This is a genomic window from Dehalobacter restrictus DSM 9455 (genome assembly GCF_000512895.1).
Taxonomy (GTDB): domain Bacteria; phylum Bacillota; class Desulfitobacteriia; order Desulfitobacteriales; family Syntrophobotulaceae; genus Dehalobacter; species Dehalobacter restrictus.
The window spans coordinates 2,271,690-2,287,150 of record NZ_CP007033.1 but is presented as its reverse complement, the minus strand read 5'-3'; the positions used below and the strand labels follow the sequence as shown (position 1 = coordinate 2,287,150).

At 47.6% G+C, this 15,461-nt stretch carries 19 protein-coding genes; 18 read left to right on the top strand and 1 reads right to left on the bottom strand.

Annotated elements, in window-relative coordinates; translation table 11 throughout:
* Nucleotide 1: 1 nt before the first annotated feature.
* Genes fliG through flhB form a run of 14 tightly spaced genes read left to right on the top strand, consistent with a single transcriptional unit; the run spans nt 2 to nt 10,095 of the window.
* The gene (gene fliG / locus DEHRE_RS10975) at nt 2-1,009 is read left to right on the top strand and encodes a flagellar motor switch protein FliG (RefSeq protein WP_019226132.1); all 1,008 of its coding nucleotides are present in this window, start codon (nt 2-4) and stop codon (nt 1,007-1,009) included.
* Nucleotides 993-1,859, top strand: coding sequence for a FliH/SctL family protein (locus tag DEHRE_RS10970; protein WP_019226133.1), 867 nt, complete (start codon nt 993-995; stop codon nt 1,857-1,859). The genes fliG and DEHRE_RS10970 overlap by 17 nt, the downstream gene beginning before the upstream one ends.
* Nucleotides 1,825-3,138, top strand: a complete 1,314-nt coding sequence (gene fliI / locus DEHRE_RS10965; protein WP_019226134.1) for a flagellar protein export ATPase FliI — start codon at nt 1,825-1,827, stop codon at nt 3,136-3,138. Before DEHRE_RS10970 ends, fliI begins: the two co-directional genes overlap by 35 nt.
* Nucleotides 3,138-3,581 carry a flagellar export protein FliJ gene (locus DEHRE_RS10960; RefSeq protein WP_019226135.1) on the top strand — a complete coding sequence of 148 codons (444 nt, stop codon included), beginning with the start codon at nt 3,138-3,140 and terminating at the stop codon, nt 3,579-3,581. Before fliI ends, DEHRE_RS10960 begins: the two co-directional genes overlap by 1 nt.
* A gap of 1 nt (nt 3,582) precedes the next feature.
* Nucleotides 3,583-3,798, top strand: coding sequence for a flagellar FlbD family protein (locus DEHRE_RS10955; RefSeq protein ID WP_019226136.1), 216 nt, complete (start codon nt 3,583-3,585; stop codon nt 3,796-3,798).
* Nucleotides 3,788-4,225, top strand: coding sequence for a flagellar basal body-associated FliL family protein (locus DEHRE_RS10950; protein WP_019226137.1), 438 nt, complete (start codon nt 3,788-3,790; stop codon nt 4,223-4,225). The genes DEHRE_RS10955 and DEHRE_RS10950 overlap by 11 nt, the downstream gene beginning before the upstream one ends.
* Nucleotides 4,226-4,252: 27 nt before the next feature.
* Nucleotides 4,253-5,245 (top strand): flagellar motor switch protein FliM, encoded by a 993-nt coding sequence (gene fliM / locus DEHRE_RS10945; RefSeq protein WP_019226138.1) that lies wholly within the window; start codon nt 4,253-4,255, stop codon nt 5,243-5,245.
* Entirely contained in the window at nt 5,238-6,425 is a 1,188-nt protein-coding gene (gene fliY, locus DEHRE_RS10940) for a flagellar motor switch phosphatase FliY (protein ID WP_019226139.1), read from the top strand. The genes fliM and fliY overlap by 8 nt, the downstream gene beginning before the upstream one ends.
* A gap of 17 nt (nt 6,426-6,442) precedes the next feature.
* Nucleotides 6,443-6,805 (top strand): response regulator, encoded by a 363-nt coding sequence (locus tag DEHRE_RS10935; protein ID WP_019226140.1) that lies wholly within the window; start codon nt 6,443-6,445, stop codon nt 6,803-6,805.
* 2 nt (nt 6,806-6,807) lie between these two features.
* The gene (locus DEHRE_RS10930; RefSeq protein ID WP_019226141.1) at nt 6,808-7,296 is read left to right on the top strand and encodes a FliO/MopB family protein; all 489 of its coding nucleotides are present in this window, start codon (nt 6,808-6,810) and stop codon (nt 7,294-7,296) included.
* Nucleotides 7,280-7,930 carry a flagellar type III secretion system pore protein FliP gene (gene fliP, locus DEHRE_RS10925; RefSeq protein ID WP_019226142.1) on the top strand — a complete coding sequence of 217 codons (651 nt, stop codon included), beginning with the start codon at nt 7,280-7,282 and terminating at the stop codon, nt 7,928-7,930. Before DEHRE_RS10930 ends, fliP begins: the two co-directional genes overlap by 17 nt.
* A gap of 58 nt (nt 7,931-7,988) precedes the next feature.
* Nucleotides 7,989-8,237 carry a flagellar biosynthesis protein FliQ gene (gene fliQ, locus DEHRE_RS10920; protein WP_423779586.1) on the top strand — a complete coding sequence of 83 codons (249 nt, stop codon included), beginning with the start codon at nt 7,989-7,991 and terminating at the stop codon, nt 8,235-8,237.
* Nucleotides 8,238-8,260: 23 nt separating this feature from the next.
* Nucleotides 8,261-9,040 (top strand): flagellar biosynthetic protein FliR, encoded by a 780-nt coding sequence (gene fliR, locus DEHRE_RS10915; RefSeq protein ID WP_019226144.1) that lies wholly within the window; start codon nt 8,261-8,263, stop codon nt 9,038-9,040.
* Nucleotides 9,028-10,095, top strand: coding sequence for a flagellar biosynthesis protein FlhB (gene flhB / locus DEHRE_RS10910; protein ID WP_019226145.1), 1,068 nt, complete (start codon nt 9,028-9,030; stop codon nt 10,093-10,095). The genes fliR and flhB overlap by 13 nt, the downstream gene beginning before the upstream one ends.
* Nucleotides 10,096-10,110: 15 nt before the next feature.
* Here flhB and DEHRE_RS14850 read toward each other — a convergent pair whose 3' ends face one another.
* Nucleotides 10,111-10,287, bottom strand: coding sequence for a hypothetical protein (locus DEHRE_RS14850; RefSeq protein WP_158407251.1), 177 nt, complete (start codon nt 10,285-10,287; stop codon nt 10,111-10,113).
* A gap of 353 nt (nt 10,288-10,640) precedes the next feature.
* Between DEHRE_RS14850 and flhA the strand changes: the two genes are divergently transcribed.
* Genes flhA through DEHRE_RS10890 form a run of 4 tightly spaced genes read left to right on the top strand, consistent with a single transcriptional unit; the run spans nt 10,641 to nt 15,459 of the window.
* Nucleotides 10,641-12,704: a flagellar biosynthesis protein FlhA gene (flhA, locus tag DEHRE_RS10905; RefSeq protein WP_019226146.1), complete on the top strand. Its 2,064-nt coding sequence runs from the start codon at nt 10,641-10,643 to the stop codon at nt 12,702-12,704.
* Nucleotides 12,705-13,895, top strand: a complete 1,191-nt coding sequence (flhF, locus tag DEHRE_RS10900; protein ID WP_019226147.1) for a flagellar biosynthesis GTPase FlhF — start codon at nt 12,705-12,707, stop codon at nt 13,893-13,895. It abuts the gene before it with no gap.
* Nucleotides 13,888-14,754 (top strand): MinD/ParA family protein, encoded by an 867-nt coding sequence (locus tag DEHRE_RS10895; RefSeq protein ID WP_019226148.1) that lies wholly within the window; start codon nt 13,888-13,890, stop codon nt 14,752-14,754. The genes flhF and DEHRE_RS10895 overlap by 8 nt, the downstream gene beginning before the upstream one ends.
* Nucleotides 14,755-14,808: 54 nt before the next feature.
* Nucleotides 14,809-15,459 carry a flagellar brake protein gene (locus tag DEHRE_RS10890; protein ID WP_242837088.1) on the top strand — a complete coding sequence of 217 codons (651 nt, stop codon included), beginning with the start codon at nt 14,809-14,811 and terminating at the stop codon, nt 15,457-15,459.
* Nucleotides 15,460-15,461 lie beyond the last annotated feature (2 nt).

Genomic DNA, 15,461 nt, shown 5'->3' with positions numbered 1-15,461 from the left:
GATGAGCAGCGGAATTTTTACGGGATTACAAAAAGCGGCAGTACTACTGATTACCTTGGGCCCGGAAAGATCTTCGGAAATCATAAAATTTCTTTCGGAGCCGGAGATCGAACAGCTTACGCTGGAAATGTCCAATATGCGCAAGGTGTCTGAGGAACAAAGGGACTCGGTGATTGATGAATTTCATAAAATGTGTCTGGCCAGCAATTACATCGCGCAAGGCGGCATTGAATATGCCAGGGATGTCTTAGAACGGGCTTTGGGACAGCAAAGAGCGTTTGATATTATTGGACGTTTGTCCTCTTCGCTGAAGATGCGTCCGTTTGACATTGTTCGCCGTACGGATGCCAAACAGTTGTTTTCTTTTATTCAGGGCGAGCACCCGCAGACGATTTCTTTAATTATGACGCACCTTCCGTCGGACAAAGCGGCTACGATTTTAGGGAGCCTGCCTCAGGACCTCCAGGCTGAAGTCACGAAAAGGATTGCTCTGATGGGAAGAACAAGTCCGGAAGTACTGAAAGAAATAGAGAAGGTCCTTGAAAATAAAATCTCCAATCTTGCCCCGACCGATTATACATCTTCAGGCGGGATGCAGTCTGTCGTCGATATGCTTAACCGGACGGATCCCGGTACGTTAAAAACGGTCATGGACGTTCTGGAGATGGATGATCCCGATCTTGCCGAACAGATTAAGAGGCAGATGTTTGTGTTTGATGACGTCATCCTACTTGACGACCGTTCTGTTCAGCTGGTGCTACGTGAAGTGGAGACCAAGGATCTTGCCTTGGCGCTAAAAGGTTCCAATGAAGATGTCACGCAGAAGATTCTCGCGAATATGTCCAGTAGGTCTGCCGGTATGCTGAAGGAAGATATGCAGTTTATGGGCCCCGTTAGGCTGCGTGAAGTGGAAGAGGCTCAGCAGAAGATTGTCAAAGTAATTCGTAAGCTGGAGGAAGCTGGAGCGATTGTGATCTCCAGAGGTGGTGCAGATGAAATTATCTATTAAGACCTCGGTTCTGAAGAGCAAAGTTATTGAAATTTCTTCTCCGCGGATTCTGGAGTCACCTGACCCGGAGAAATACAGAAATAGGACGAATGTTTATGATACCACGTCGTCCCTGGCCGTAATGTCCGTATCGGAAGAACGTATGGTCATGGAGCAGTGTGTAACTGAAACGGCTGCGCTTCCAGAGGAAGACTGGGGACCGGAGGTATCCGATATCCTGGCGAAAGCCAGGGCTGAAGCGGATGAGCTGATTGCCGAAGCAAAAAAAACATCGGCTCAAATCATTGAAAACGCTCGGAAGGAAAGCGAAGCCTTAACTACCGCGTACCAGGAAAAAGCCAAAAGTGAGATTGCAACCGTCGCTTACACGGAAGGTTACAATAAAGGGCTCGACGAAGCTCAGTCTCAAGCGGACGTGATTACCCGGCAGGCCAAAAACTATCTGGAGATGGCCCAAAAGGTTCTGGCGGATGAATTCAACAAAGCAGACAGGGAATTAGCAGACCTTTGTCTGAAGATTTGCAGCAGAATTATACATACCTCATTGGATATCAATCCGGAAATTCTTTTAGGTCTCATCAAGAATCTTACCCTGCTGCCCAGTGATAAACAGAGTATTAAAATTCACCTGTCCGGCAGAGATTGGGAGTGGTACAAAGAGCTTCCGGCGGAGAGCAAACCGGGCTATTTGGTCATTGTCGATGAAACGCTCAAGGGCGGTGATATTTTTCTGGAATGTTCAGAAGGGATATTTGACGCCCGGATAGATATGCAGTTGGAAAAGATAGAGAAATACATCAGGGAGGGGTTGAAGTATGGCCGACTGGAAGACGCTGGCCCGGAAGATTGAACAATACGAGCCTATTTCAGCCTGGGGATTAGTCTCTAAAATCAGCGGCCTTCTGGTTGAGGCGGACGGCCCGAGGGTCAGCGTCGGGAAATACTGCCATATTATGGCTTCCGGCTCCAAAGCAATCCCTGCTGAGGTTGTCGGCTTCAGAGGAACAAAGACCCTGTTTATGCCGCTCGGGGAATTGGAAGGCGTAGCCCCCGGTGATAAGGTGGTCCCCCAGGATGAAACGCTGAATGTCAAAGTGGGGCCTGGATTGCTGGGTAGGATCCTGGACGGACTTGGACAGCCGCTTGATGGAAGATCTTTGAATACGGATCAAGCTTATCCGCTTCATAATAGGCCTCCCAGCGCGCTGCTTAGACCGCGTATTCGTGAGCCTCTGAACGTTGGCGTCAGAGTCATCGACGGACTGCTGACCATGGGCAGGGGTCAAAGAATGGGTATATTTGCCGGGTCAGGTGTCGGCAAAAGCACCCTTTTAGGGATGATGGCCCGGAATTCGGAGGCTGATGTAAACGTGATTGCGCTTGTTGGGGAACGCGGACGAGAGTTGCGGGATTTTATGGAGAAAGATCTCGGCGAAGAGGGTTTATCCCGGTCTGTAATCATCGTCGCGACATCGGACCAGCCTGCTCTCGTCAGACTGAAAGCCGCCTTTACGGCAACTGCGGTCGCCGAGTATTTCCGCGACAAAGGGAAGAATGTGCTGTTCATGATGGATTCCGTGACCCGCTTCGCGATGGCCCAGCGGGAAATAGGCCTGACCGTCGGGGAACCTCCGGCAACCAGGGGATATCCTCCCTCCGTATTTGCTATGCTGCCAAAACTTTTGGAAAGAGTTGGTTTATCGGAGAAAGGAAGTATCACAGGGATCTATACCGTCCTTGTTGATGGTGATGATCATAATGAACCCATTGCAGATGCTGTAAGAGGAATACTGGACGGCCATATTGTTTTGACCAGGGAGCTGGCGTCAAAAAATCATTATCCGTCTATCGACGTCCTGCAATCCATCAGCCGCTTAATGAACGATGTTGCGGATCCCCGGGTCCAGGAACTCGCCGGGAAAATCCGGGAACATCTTGCAGTCTACCGTGAAGCCAAAGACTTGATCGACATCGGTGCCTATGTGGCGGGAAGCAGCAGCCGGATTGACCAGGCTATCAAATATGATGAAAAGATACGCGCTTTCGTCTGTCAGAATACAAATGGAAAATGCAGCTTTGCCGAAATGCTGAGCTTCATGCAAAATGTTTTTGAAGAGGACGGTACGTGATGCCTTTCAAATTTCGGCTGGAGGCTTCTCTCCGGCTGGCCGAGCAGGAAATGGATATCGAGCAGGGCTTACTGGCGCAGGAGCTTAGAACGCTGCGCGAGGCGGCTGAACAAAAGGATCTCCAGGCGCAGCTTCTGAACGCGGCCTTGGAGAAACAGAAAATAGCTTGTCTTGAAGAGCCGCAGATGCTGAGTCTCTGGCAAAGATACTGTTATGATCAAAGGAATATTTTACTGAAGCGGGAAAAAGAAGTCGAAGAACAAAATATTCGGGTCGAAAAACAAAGGGAAAAGCTGCTGGAATGCCGAATTAAAACAGAAAAATACAAAAGGCTTAAAGAAAAGAAAATAAGACTTTTTCATATAGCGGAATTAAAGAAAGAACAGACTGAGATTGATGAAATCGCCCAGAACCTCAGAGGCTGGAAAACACAGGAGGATTGATGTGATTTTTTTGACAAGACTGAACAACAAAGAATTTACCATAAATCCCGACTTGATTGAGACGGCGGAAGCTACTCCCGACACGGTCATTACACTGACCACTGAAAAGAAGTACGTCGTCAAAGAATCCATCGATGAGCTCATCGAAAAGATTGCAGCATTTCGAAGACGCTGTCATCCAGAATTCAGAGGAGGAACCCGCAGTAATGAAAATTAAAAGCATTGTCGTGCCCCTTATCTTTATGGTCATTGGAGCCGGGCTTGGCGTAGGCGGCATGATTGTTAAAGATAAAATCTTTCCTGGTTCCGCTTCAGGCACCGCGCAGGTCGAAAAAAAAGATACGGAGGAAGTCGGACCGCTGATCGAAATGGAAGAGGAATTCATGATCAACCTCGACGGAGGTGGAATGGTCAAGACGAATATTGTGCTGGAAGGCGCAAACAAAAAATCTGCAGAGAAGATCACTGAAAAAGAAATATTCTTGAGAGACCGTATCATTTCTGTGGTTGGATCAAAAGGAATTGACGATATTCGGACAAATGAAGGACGTGAAAAACTCAAAAAGGAGCTGCTGACCGAGTTGAATGACGTCTGCGGCGACCAGATCAAAGAAGTGTTGTTTAAAAATTTCATTTATGATTAAAACATAATTTTAAGGAGGAGGGATTGGATGGGTGAAGTATTATCCCAGGCGGAAATCGATGCTTTACTAAATGCGTTATCGGACGGCTCAGTTGATGAAGAAACCATCAAAATGTCCAGCCCTCATAAAATAAAAGTTTATGATTTTAAAAGGCCCAACAAGTTTTCCAAAGGGCAGCTGAACTCCTTGCTGAATATTCATGAGAATTTTTGCCGTTCACTGGCGACTTTTCTGGCTGGGAACATGCATACTGCCGTGGATGCCAAAGTGCTGTCTACCGAGCAGGTGACGTATGATGAATTTATCCGTTCTTTGCCCTATCCGACGATCCTTGGAATTTTCAGCATGCCGCCGCTGGAAGGAAATGGACTGCTTGAACTTAGCCCTTCGCTGGCCTTCATTCTGGTGGACAGACTGCTTGGCGGTCATGGTGCGGAACCGGCCAAAAATCGTGATCTGACTGAAATCGAACGTAAAATCATTGTCAGCCGGCTCGGCAAGATCGTTCAATTAATGGGGGAAGCCTGGGCTGAAATTTTTGAAGGGAATCCTCAGCTGGTTAATGTGGAGACAAATTCCCAATTCACCCAGATTGTTGCTTCAAACGAAATGGTGGTTGTTGTAACCATGGAGGTGAAGATTGAAGAACAATCGGGGATGATCAATGTTTGTCTTCCATATATTGTTATGAAGCCGATTTTAGAAAAACTGAATAATCTGCTGCTGTTCTCGTCCGGAGGAAAGGTCATATCATCCGCAGAGAGAGAACTGATCCGGCAAAAGATTGAATGGGCCAAAGTGCCGATGAAAGCCATTATCGGTAAAGCCCAGATTACGATACAGGATCTGATCAATCTGGAACGGGGGGATGTGATCCCTCTGAATCAGGGCATCAAGGATCCTCTCTCCGTCTACGTCGGGGAATACATTAAATTTAAGGGAATGCCTGGTTTATTCGGAAACAAAATGGCAGTACAGATTACTGAGGTCATAAAAAAAGGGGGGAATGAGGATGGGTAACGGAATGCTTTCGCAGGAGGAGATAGATGCCTTGCTGTCCGGTTCGATGGATATCGATTCCCATGAGGCCGACGAGCCTGTTTCCCGCAGCAGCCAGCATATTGAGCTTACTGATATGGAAAAAGACGCTATGGGAGAAATTGCGAATATATCGATGGGGACAGCAGCAACGACGCTATCTCAGCTTGTTGGAAAGCGCGTTGAGATAACTGCTCCAAAAGTTGATTTGACCACAGCAAAGAAAGTATTTGAAGATTATCCCGTGCCGCATGTACTGATTGATGTCAAATATACAAAAGGGATTGAAGGATCCAATATGCTGGTTCTTTCCCGAGAAGATGGTTCCATTATTGTGGATTTGATGATGGGAGGAACCGGCAAGAATCCGACAAATGAACTGTCCGATATCCAATTAAGCGGCATTTCAGAAGCGATGAATCAAATGATGGGGTCAGCGGCCACATCCATGTCCACGGTGTTTAATTCCGTTGTGGATATTACACCACCCCGCGTTATCGTAGCGGAGAAGGACGAGGAGGCCTATGAATTAAGCAAGAATCTGAATGCCGATGAATTATTGATCAGAGTATCTTTTAGAATGATCATTGAAGGAATTATTGACAGCGTTCTGATTCAGGTACTTCCGTTTGACGTCGCCAAAGGCATGGCCGATAAGCTTCTGGGACAAATGTACACGGCATCGGCTCAGGAAACAGTACCGGAGCCGATGCCCCAGTATACTGCACCGTCCGACCCGGTACAGCTTGAGCCGAATATTCCGAGACCTCAGGCTCCGCCACCTTTGCCAATGGAAACCAAATGGCAGCCGCCCGTGGATTTCCCCTCCCCGAAGGTCCAGCCGACCTTTGTGCAGCCGGCGCAGTTTGCACCGCTTTCTTCAGGGGGGCTCGCAAGTCTACCGAACAATTTAGGATTGATTTATGATGTTCCGCTTCAGGTCAATGTTGAACTTGGTAAAGCAATAAAAACCATTAAGGAGATCCTGGACTTGGGTCCCGGATCCGTCGTTGAACTTGATCGCCTGGCAGGTGAACCGGTTGATATGATTGTCAACGGAAAACTAATTGCCAAATGTGAGGTTGTCGTGATCAACGAGACCTTTGGTATCCGTATCACAGAAATTGTGAATCCAAATGAAAGAATTGACACATTAAACTAGATCGAGGAGGAAGAATCGTGAGTAGAACAGTTTTGCTTGTTGATGACGCTGCTTTTATGAGAATGATGCTCAAGGATATCCTGGTCAATAATGGTTATCAGGTTGTTGGTGAGGCAGAAAACGGGAGGGTTGGAGTCGATAAATACATGGAGCTGAAACCGGATATTACGGTTATGGACATTACCATGCCCGAAATGGACGGGCTTCAGGCTGTAAAAGAGATCAGAACCAAGGATCCGCAGGCCAAAGTCATCATGTGCAGTGCAATGGGTCAGCAGGCCATGGTTATTGAAGCCATCCAGTCCGGAGCAAAGGATTTCATCGTCAAGCCCTTCCAGGCGGAAAGAGTGCTTGAAGCGATCGCCAAGGCGCTGAAATAGCCATGAACGATTATGATAAACTGCCTTATCCCGGTGCTTCAGGAGCTGCGGGATCAGCGGTAACCCCAACGGAAGCTTTTTCCTGGCCCGGTCTGATCGGGATGATTGTGGTTTTTCTGATTATTCTTGTCGTGGCCTTATGGCTGATCAAACGGCTGAACCGTTTCTCCATGCGGAGTATCCAGTCTCCGTGGGTAAGGGTCCTTGACCGGCAGGTTTTAAACGGCCAGCAGGCACTGTACCTGGTCGAAATAGCCGGGAAGATCCAGGTTCTCGGTGGGACGGACCATCATATTACAAAGGTGGCTGAGATCGATGATTTGGATGTGGCGGCTGAAATTCTTGATGAAATTGCACGACAACCGCAAGAAAAAATGGATGAATGGATGTCCGTGATCTGGAAGAAGTTAAAAAAGAAACAAAAGAATGAACCGTTTTCTGCTGAACTTGAGAGATTTCTCAAGGAGGAAAAAAATGAACATTACACTTGATGCAGGCCAGACCGGCTCTGCCGTTCAGATCCTTTTACTTGTTACGGTCCTTTCCTTTGCACCGGCTATTCTGGTATTAATGACTTCTTTCACCCGAATTGTTGTCGTTTTATCTTTTGTCCGTAATGCGCTGGGAACACAAACGCTGCCTCCTACCCAAGTCATTATCGGACTTTCCTTGTTTCTGACTTTTTTTGTCATGATGCCAACGTTCAACGAGATTAATACCCATGCGCTTCAGCCTTACATGAAAACCCAGATTACCAAGGAGGAAGCCTTGGACAAGGCCGAACAGCCGCTGCGAACGTTTATGTTCAAACAAACCAGAGAAAAAGATCTGGCGTTGTTTGTGAATATGGCCAAAATAGAGCAGCCCAAAACGTATGGGGATATCCCCACGTATGTTTTAATCCCGGCTTTTGTCATCAGTGAATTGAAGACGGCTTTCCAGATGGGTTTTGCGATTTTTATTCCTTTTATTATTATTGATATGGTTGTATCGAGCACGCTGATGTCGATGGGGATGATGATGCTACCTCCGATGATGATTTCCCTGCCGTTCAAGATATTGCTGTTTGTTTTGGTTGACGGATGGTCATTGGTGGTGAAGTCTCTGGTTTCAAGTTTCAGTTAAAGGGTCCCAAGAAATTTGCCAGAGGTGAAACGGAATGTCTGAAAATCAAATTCTTGCGATGGCTAAAGAAGCCATAGCGGTAGCAGTCATTGTTGGCGGACCGATCCTGGCCGTGAGCTTGCTTATCGGCCTTGTTGTTAGTGTCTTCCAGGCTATGACGCAAATACAGGAGCAAACGCTGTCCTTTATTCCAAAATTATTGGGTGTTGCCGTGATTCTGCTTATCCTGGGTCCTTGGATGCTCAATGTGATGACCACTTACACGGCAACGCTCTTTACGGAGATTGCCAAATATGCCCGGTATTAAAGCGGTCCAATGGAGGACGTAACTTGAACCTGTCTGATTACTTACAGTGGAATCTTATTTTATTTATGCTTATCTTTTCCCGCTGGGCAGGAGTGGTCATGCTTGCGCCGGTGTTCGGTGCCAAAGGCGTTCCGGCGATGATAAGACTTGGTCTCGCCGCAGGGCTGTCAGTCGTTGCCTATCCGCTGATTCAAGCCCAAAACCCCATGATACCGAATGAATGGATTCCGCTGATCGGAGTACTGGTGAAGGAGATACTCCTGGGCCTGACGATGGGATTCATTATCAGCTTGCTTACGATGGCTATGCAGGGAGCCGGGCAGCTGATTGATTTTCAGCTCGGGTTTATGACCGGAAACATTGTTGATCCGATCAATGGTATGCAAAGCCCGATGACAGGAAGTTTCCTAGCTTTGCTGGCGACCATGCTTCTTCTGGCTACCAATTCCCACTACTATATCATTGCTGCGGTGACCAGAAGTTATGAATTTCTGCCGATTAATCCTTCTGGTGTGAACTACGGCGCAGCATTCTTTATAGACATTACCGGGAAGGTCTTAAGTTTATCGCTGCAGATTGCGATGCCGATCTTTGGTGCCATCTTACTGGCCGATGTCGGTATCGGCCTTTTAGCGAAGACCGTACCCCAGCTTAATATATTTTCTGTGATATTCCCAGTAAAGATCATCTTTGGCCTCGCCATGCTGTACTTGATGATTACTTTCTTTGGTGATACGGTATCGCGGGTTTTTGATGTTACGATGCAGTGGTTTTTTGAACTGTTGAGGGGGTGGCGTACATAGCAGAAAAAAGGTTCCCGGCGACTCCTAAAAAAAGGCAGGAAGCCCGTAAAAAAGGCCAGATACTGAAGAGTCAGGAACTGACTTCGGCCGTAATGCTTCTGGCTATCGTCGGTTTGCTGAAAATGTGGCTGCCGAATGTGTTTCAAAGATTAGCCAACATTTTTACGTACACAGCAAATTTTTCCGGGGACTGGAATCTTCAGTCCCTCTGGAAGGTTGTTATCGATATTTCCTGGCAGTGCCTGCTGATTCTGGCTCCAGTATTTGCGGCTGCGCTGGTGGTCGCATTTGCTGTAAATATCCTGCAGACGGGACCGGTATTCATTACCGAACCTATGATTCCGAAATTCTCGAGGATGAATCCTGTTGAAGGGGCCAAGAGGATGTTCGGGCTGAAGGCCCTGGTCAATTTGGTCAAGTCTTTATTCAAAGTACTGGTAATCGGTTATTTTCTTATCGATATCATTCGCAAAAACATGGATGTATTTCCGGCGCTGCAAGGGGCTGAAGTCGGGCAGTCCGTCATTTTTTTAAGCGGATTGTTGTTTGAAATGGCCTGGAAGATCGCGCTGGCCTTTCTGGTGATTGCGTTTGCAGATTTCCTTTATCAATGGTGGGATTATGAGAAAAACCTTAGGATGTCCCAGGAAGAAATCAAAGAAGAATACAAACAAACGGAGGGAGATCCGCTCATCAAGGGTCAGATTAAGAAGCGCCAGCGCATGATGGCTATGCGCCGAATGATGGAGGACCTGAAGCAGGCAGATGTCGTCATTACAAACCCGACGCATTATGCAGTCGCCTTAAAATATGATACAGCCAAATATCCTGCTCCCTATGTCGTCGCCAAAGGGCAGAATGAAATAGCTTTAAGAATCAGGGCGGTTGCGGAAGAAAACAATATTGTGATTATGGAAAACAAGCCTTTGGCCAGATCGCTTTATTCCCAGGTTGAGCTGGGACAGGTTGTGCCGGGGGAGCTATACAAGGCGGTCGCCGAAGTCCTCGCGTTTGTCTTCCGTCTCAACAAGAAGAGACGATCCTATTCCGCGTAGCGGGAGCTGGCACCATTATGTCGGGGCAAGTCTGCGTGCCACAATTCCGCTTTCGGCCGTTGTGCCATCCATGGCACAAAAGGCCGCGTTGCGCCATCCAGGCTCCGCTCGCCGCGGAACTGTGGCACGCAGACTGATCTTATGCTTATTATAGGGTCTAGCTTTTTTGCCCCGAATTGAACGTAAGCTCATTCACGCAGGTTTGTATGCCATTGTGGAATTATGTACTTGCAGACCTATTCCAAACTATGAGAACATGCAAACAGTAAACTTCTTGAAGGAATACCCAAACAAAGATAGCTTCAGAGATAGGTCTCCGTGATATATAGCCAGCGTCAGCGGAGCATGGAGTGCGCAGCGCGGCCTTTTGACGGCCACGGATGGCCTAATGTCGCGGTGCCACGGATGGCAAGGAGCGACGCGTCAGGAAGACGCAACGGCCGAGAGCGGCTATATATCACGGAGACTTACCCCAAAAGTTTTTTTGAATGGATCCAAGGATCATTTTTGAAAACACAGAATTAAGTAAAGGAGGATACGGCAGAATGGCGACGACAACTCGCGCGGGCAGATTAGCAAGAAATACGGATATTATCGTAGCCATCGGCATCGTCGGCATTATTGTCGTCATGGTCCTTGGCGTGCCCGCAGGCTGGCTTGATTTTCTTATCACCTTGAACATTACCGGGTCAGTCCTGATTCTTCTGCTGGCTGTCTTCACGAAGGACCCGCTGGAGTTTTCCGTACTGCCTTCTTTACTGCTGACCATGACACTGTTTCGACTGGCCCTGAACCTTTCCACCACAAAACTGATTTTGCTCGAGGCTCACGCGGGGCAGGTCATTCAGCAGTTTGGACAGTTTGTTATCCAGGGAAATCCGGTTGTCGGTTTTATTGTGTTCTGCATCCTAGTCGTGGTACAGTTTATGGTCATTACCAAAGGTGCGGAGCGCGTATCCGAAGTCGGGGCACGCTTTACCCTGGATGCGATGCCCGGAAAACAGATGAGCATCGATGCCGATCTGAACGCCGGCATCATCACGGATCAGGAAGCCAGGACCCGAAGACTCAATATCCAGCAGGAAGCGGATTTTTACGGCGCGATGGACGGGGCCAGCAAGTTTGTCAAAGGGGATGCCATTGCGGCAATTATTATCCTGCTGATTAACATTATCGGTGGCTTTATTATCGGGATGGTAACCAAGGGCATGGCGGTCACCGACGCGCTATACACCTATACGCTGCTGACGATCGGAGACGGTCTGGTAACCCAGATCCCGGCACTGCTTATTTCCACAGCCACAGGTCTCATCGTGACAAGAGCCGCATCGGACAGTAATCTTGGCCAGGATCTAGCCAAACAGCTCTTCAGGACGCCAAAGGCGCTCTATATTACTTCCGGGGTATTGATAGCCCTTGCTATTTTTGGTATGCCTCGGGTACCCATGCTGATGTTTGCCGCAGCTACTGCCGGCATGGGTTACTATCTTCAGCGCAGCACTGCTCAGGCAGCCAAAATAGAATCGGCGGCGGCGGTTAAAAACGATATGGATGAGACCAAGAAGCCTGAAAATGTGATGAATATGCTTGGAATGGATCATATGGAGCTGGAGATCGGCTATGCGCTGATTTCGCTGGTTGACGCCGGTCAGGGAGGGGATCTTTTGGACAGGATTATTCTGATCCGCAAGCAGCTGGCTGGGGAACTTGGATTTATCGTTCCGGTGATCAGGGTCAGGGATAATATGAACCTGCAGCCGAATCAGTATACGATCAAACTGAAAGGCGCTGAGGTTGCTTCCGGGGAATTGATGACCGATCATTACCTAGCTTTCAGCGGGGGGATCGAGGATGATTCCATCCAGGGCGTTCCGACCAAAGAACCGGCCTTTGGCCTTGATGCCAAATGGATTAATGCGTCGGTCAGAGAGCAGGCAGAACTTTCCGGATATACCGTCGTCGATGCACCGACAGTACTCGCGACCCATCTGACGGAAATTCTTAAAACGCATGCCCATGAGATTATCAGCCGGCAGGATGTGAAGAAGTTAATGGACCATGCCAAGGAACAGTCGCCGGCAGTCGTTGAAGAGCTTATTCCTGACCTGCTCAGCCTGGGGCAGGTTCAGAAGGTGCTCAGCAATCTGCTGCGGGAAAGGGTATCGGTCAGAGATCTGGTGACGATCCTGGAAACGCTCGCGGATAGTGCTCCTTTGACAAAAGATATCGACAGGCTTACCGAACATGTCCGGCAAGGCTTGGCCCGCCAGATTGTACAGCCCTTCCTGAATCCTCAAAAAAAATTGCCGGTACTCACGCTTGAACCGAGGATTGAGCAGATGATTTTAGATAACCTTCGTCCTTCGGACTATGGCAGTTACGTAAATATTGATCCGAATGTTTTGCAGAAGCTCTTAAAAAAAATAGGTGCCCAAGTGGAAAAAATCATGCTGCAGGGACACAATCCCGTAATGTTGTGTGCTCCTGTGGTCAGGATAAGTTTAAAAAGAATGACAGAGCGTCAGCTTCCTCACCTGGTCATCTTGTCTTATAATGAACTTGTACAGGGAATAGAGGTTCAGGCTCTTGGAATGGTGGTGTTGGATTAAATGAGGGTGAAACGGTTCATCGGTGACAATGTGGCGGATACAATGGGGAAGATCAAACGGGATCTTGGGTCGGAGGCAGTGATTCTGCAGACCCGCCAAATTAAAGAAGGCGGATTCCTGGGTTTTTTTGCGCGTACAAAAGTGGAAATTACCGCAGCGATTGAAGATAGGCAGCCGAACCATGCCGCGATGAACCCAGCGGAGGAGGAACCTGTCAAGGTCGTTAATACGGATGCGATAAAGAAGGCCTATGAAGCTTACAGAGAAAAAGAAAATGAAAACACGAGAGAGCAGCGTATTTCCTATGATGCCCAGTCCGAAATCAAACAAATGCACACGATTCTGAAAGAAATCAAAGGGCATATCACCAAAGGGGACGTAAGCATCAGTGCCGAATCCAAACCTTACTCTGACTGGATCCATTTTATGACGGATAGAGGGGCCAGCAGAGAAACTGCCGCTGAACTGCTCGAGCCTATTAAAAACGATCTTGCCGAAGATCAATGGAAAAATAATGTGAAAGTATTTGAACTGTTGGAAAATCAAGTAGAGCGGCTATGTTCAAATACCGAAGTTATCAGGCCCAGCAAATCCAGGACATTGGTGGTCGCGATGGTAGGACCTACCGGAGTCGGGAAAACAACAACCATTGGGAAGCTTGCGGCAGGTTTCAGCATCATTGAAAGAAGAAAGGTCGCGCTGATAACAGCCGACACATTCAGAGTAGCGGCAGTGGAACAACTCAGAACTTTCGGAGAAATCATCGGTGTTCCGGTTGAAGTCGTTATGACGCCGGAAGGGTTAAGAGAAGCGATTGACATCCATGCCGACAAAGAGCTTATTTTTATTGATACAGCCGGACGCAGTCCACAGCACGATCTTCATATGGATGAATTGGAAGCTTTTCTGGACAAGGCAAAACCTGATCTGACAATGCTTGTCATGAGTGTTACGACCAACCTGGCTGACCAGATGAAAGTCTATGAAAGATTTAAAAAATTATCCACGCATCTGATCTTAACGAAGCTGGATGAGAGCTTTTCTCTCGGTTCCATACTTGATCTCTTGGCAAAAACCAATTTGCCTGTTGCTTATTTAACAAACGGACAGAATGTCCCGGATGATATTGATGCAGCTACTTCCGAGAAACTTACCCGGTACGTTCTTGGGGAGGAAAATCCATATGTATGACCAGGCCAGTACACTCCGGCAGATGGCGAGTGAAAGAGAAGTTACGGTACCAAAAAATATGCGGGTCATTGCAGTCAGCAGCGGGAAAGGCGGTGTGGGCAAAACCAGTTTTGTGGTGAACTTGGCCCTTGCTCTGGCTGAATACAATTACAAGGTGATCATTCTGGACGGTGATCTCGGGCTGGCTAATGTTGATGTCGCTTTTGGGATCACGCCGAAATACAATATTAAGCACCTGCTGACCGGCGAAAAAAGAATTGAAGATATTCTTTACCCGATTGGCAAAGGAATCAAAGTATTGCCTGGAGCATCCGGGATGGTAGAGCTCGCCAATTTGGACAGGGGACAGCTGAAAAATGTTCTTGTTAATCTTGGCCGTCTCGAAAAAATGGCGGATATTCTGCTGATTGATACCGGAGCTGGTTTAGGACATACCGTATTGAACTTTATCAGTGCTGCGGACGATGTCATTCTCGTTCTGACGCCGGAGCCGCCTTCCATGACCGATGCTTATGGGCTGATCAAATCAATCAAAAGCCCGACCGGAAAAGTGAATCTCAACATTGTGGTGAATCGGGTCAAGAGTGAGGAAGAAGCCAGGCAGGCCTATGAAAGACTGGAGCATGCGGTTACGAAGTTTTTGGGTATGCCCATCAGTTTATTGGGATGGGTTTACGACGATCCGTCAGTCGGGCGCTCCGTGATGGAACAAAAGCCGGTTGGGCTATTGGATCCTCAAAGTTATGCTTACCGATGCGTCCAATGGATTGCAGGAAATGTTGCGGGCGTATTTATGCAGCCTCCGACTCAAAACAGCGGGATTAGAGGATTTATTTCTTCTCTGTTGAAATTAAAATAACGTCTTTTGTCAAACGAAAATGATATGCCTGGTCAGAGCGCTATTTGGGGAGTGATGAAGGTGCTCTATAAAGACAAAATCTATGAGGGCTTAAGTGTCCAGATCGTAGTCCCTGAAGGAGAATATCAAGGCAGATATAAGACCAGGGTTGAAGAGGTTGGGCAAAAAATCATAACAATCGGGGTACCGGTTGTTGATGGTCAGTTTATTCCGCTCAGAGAGGGAACCGCGTTGGAAGTTGTATTTGTCGACGATCTGTCGGCGTATTCCTTTTCGACCGTTCTGATTAAAAGGTTTTCTGTGCCTATTCCAACGTTTATCATTGAATTTCCGGAAAAGATATTCAAAGTTCAAAGAAGAAAATATGTCAGGATCCAAGTCGTCAGTCCTCTTCAATATAGGACCGTGGAAAAAGAAGGTTTAGGGATTGAGCAGAAAGGATTTATGCATGATTTAAGCGGCGGCGGTTTGCTTTTTCAGACAAAAGGGTGTGTACCCGAAAAAACGCTGGTCGTAGTGGAACCTGTCATTGGGGATACGGCGATGCAGATTCCGGCAATAGTCGTTCGTTGCGTGAAAGAAGAAGAAAAAAATGCTTTCCTGGTTTCAGCGGAATTTTATGAGATTTCTGAAAGAATGCGTGATAAAATCATTTCCTATGTTTTTGAGCTGCAACGAGAGATGCGTAAGAAAGGATTGGTTTGAAC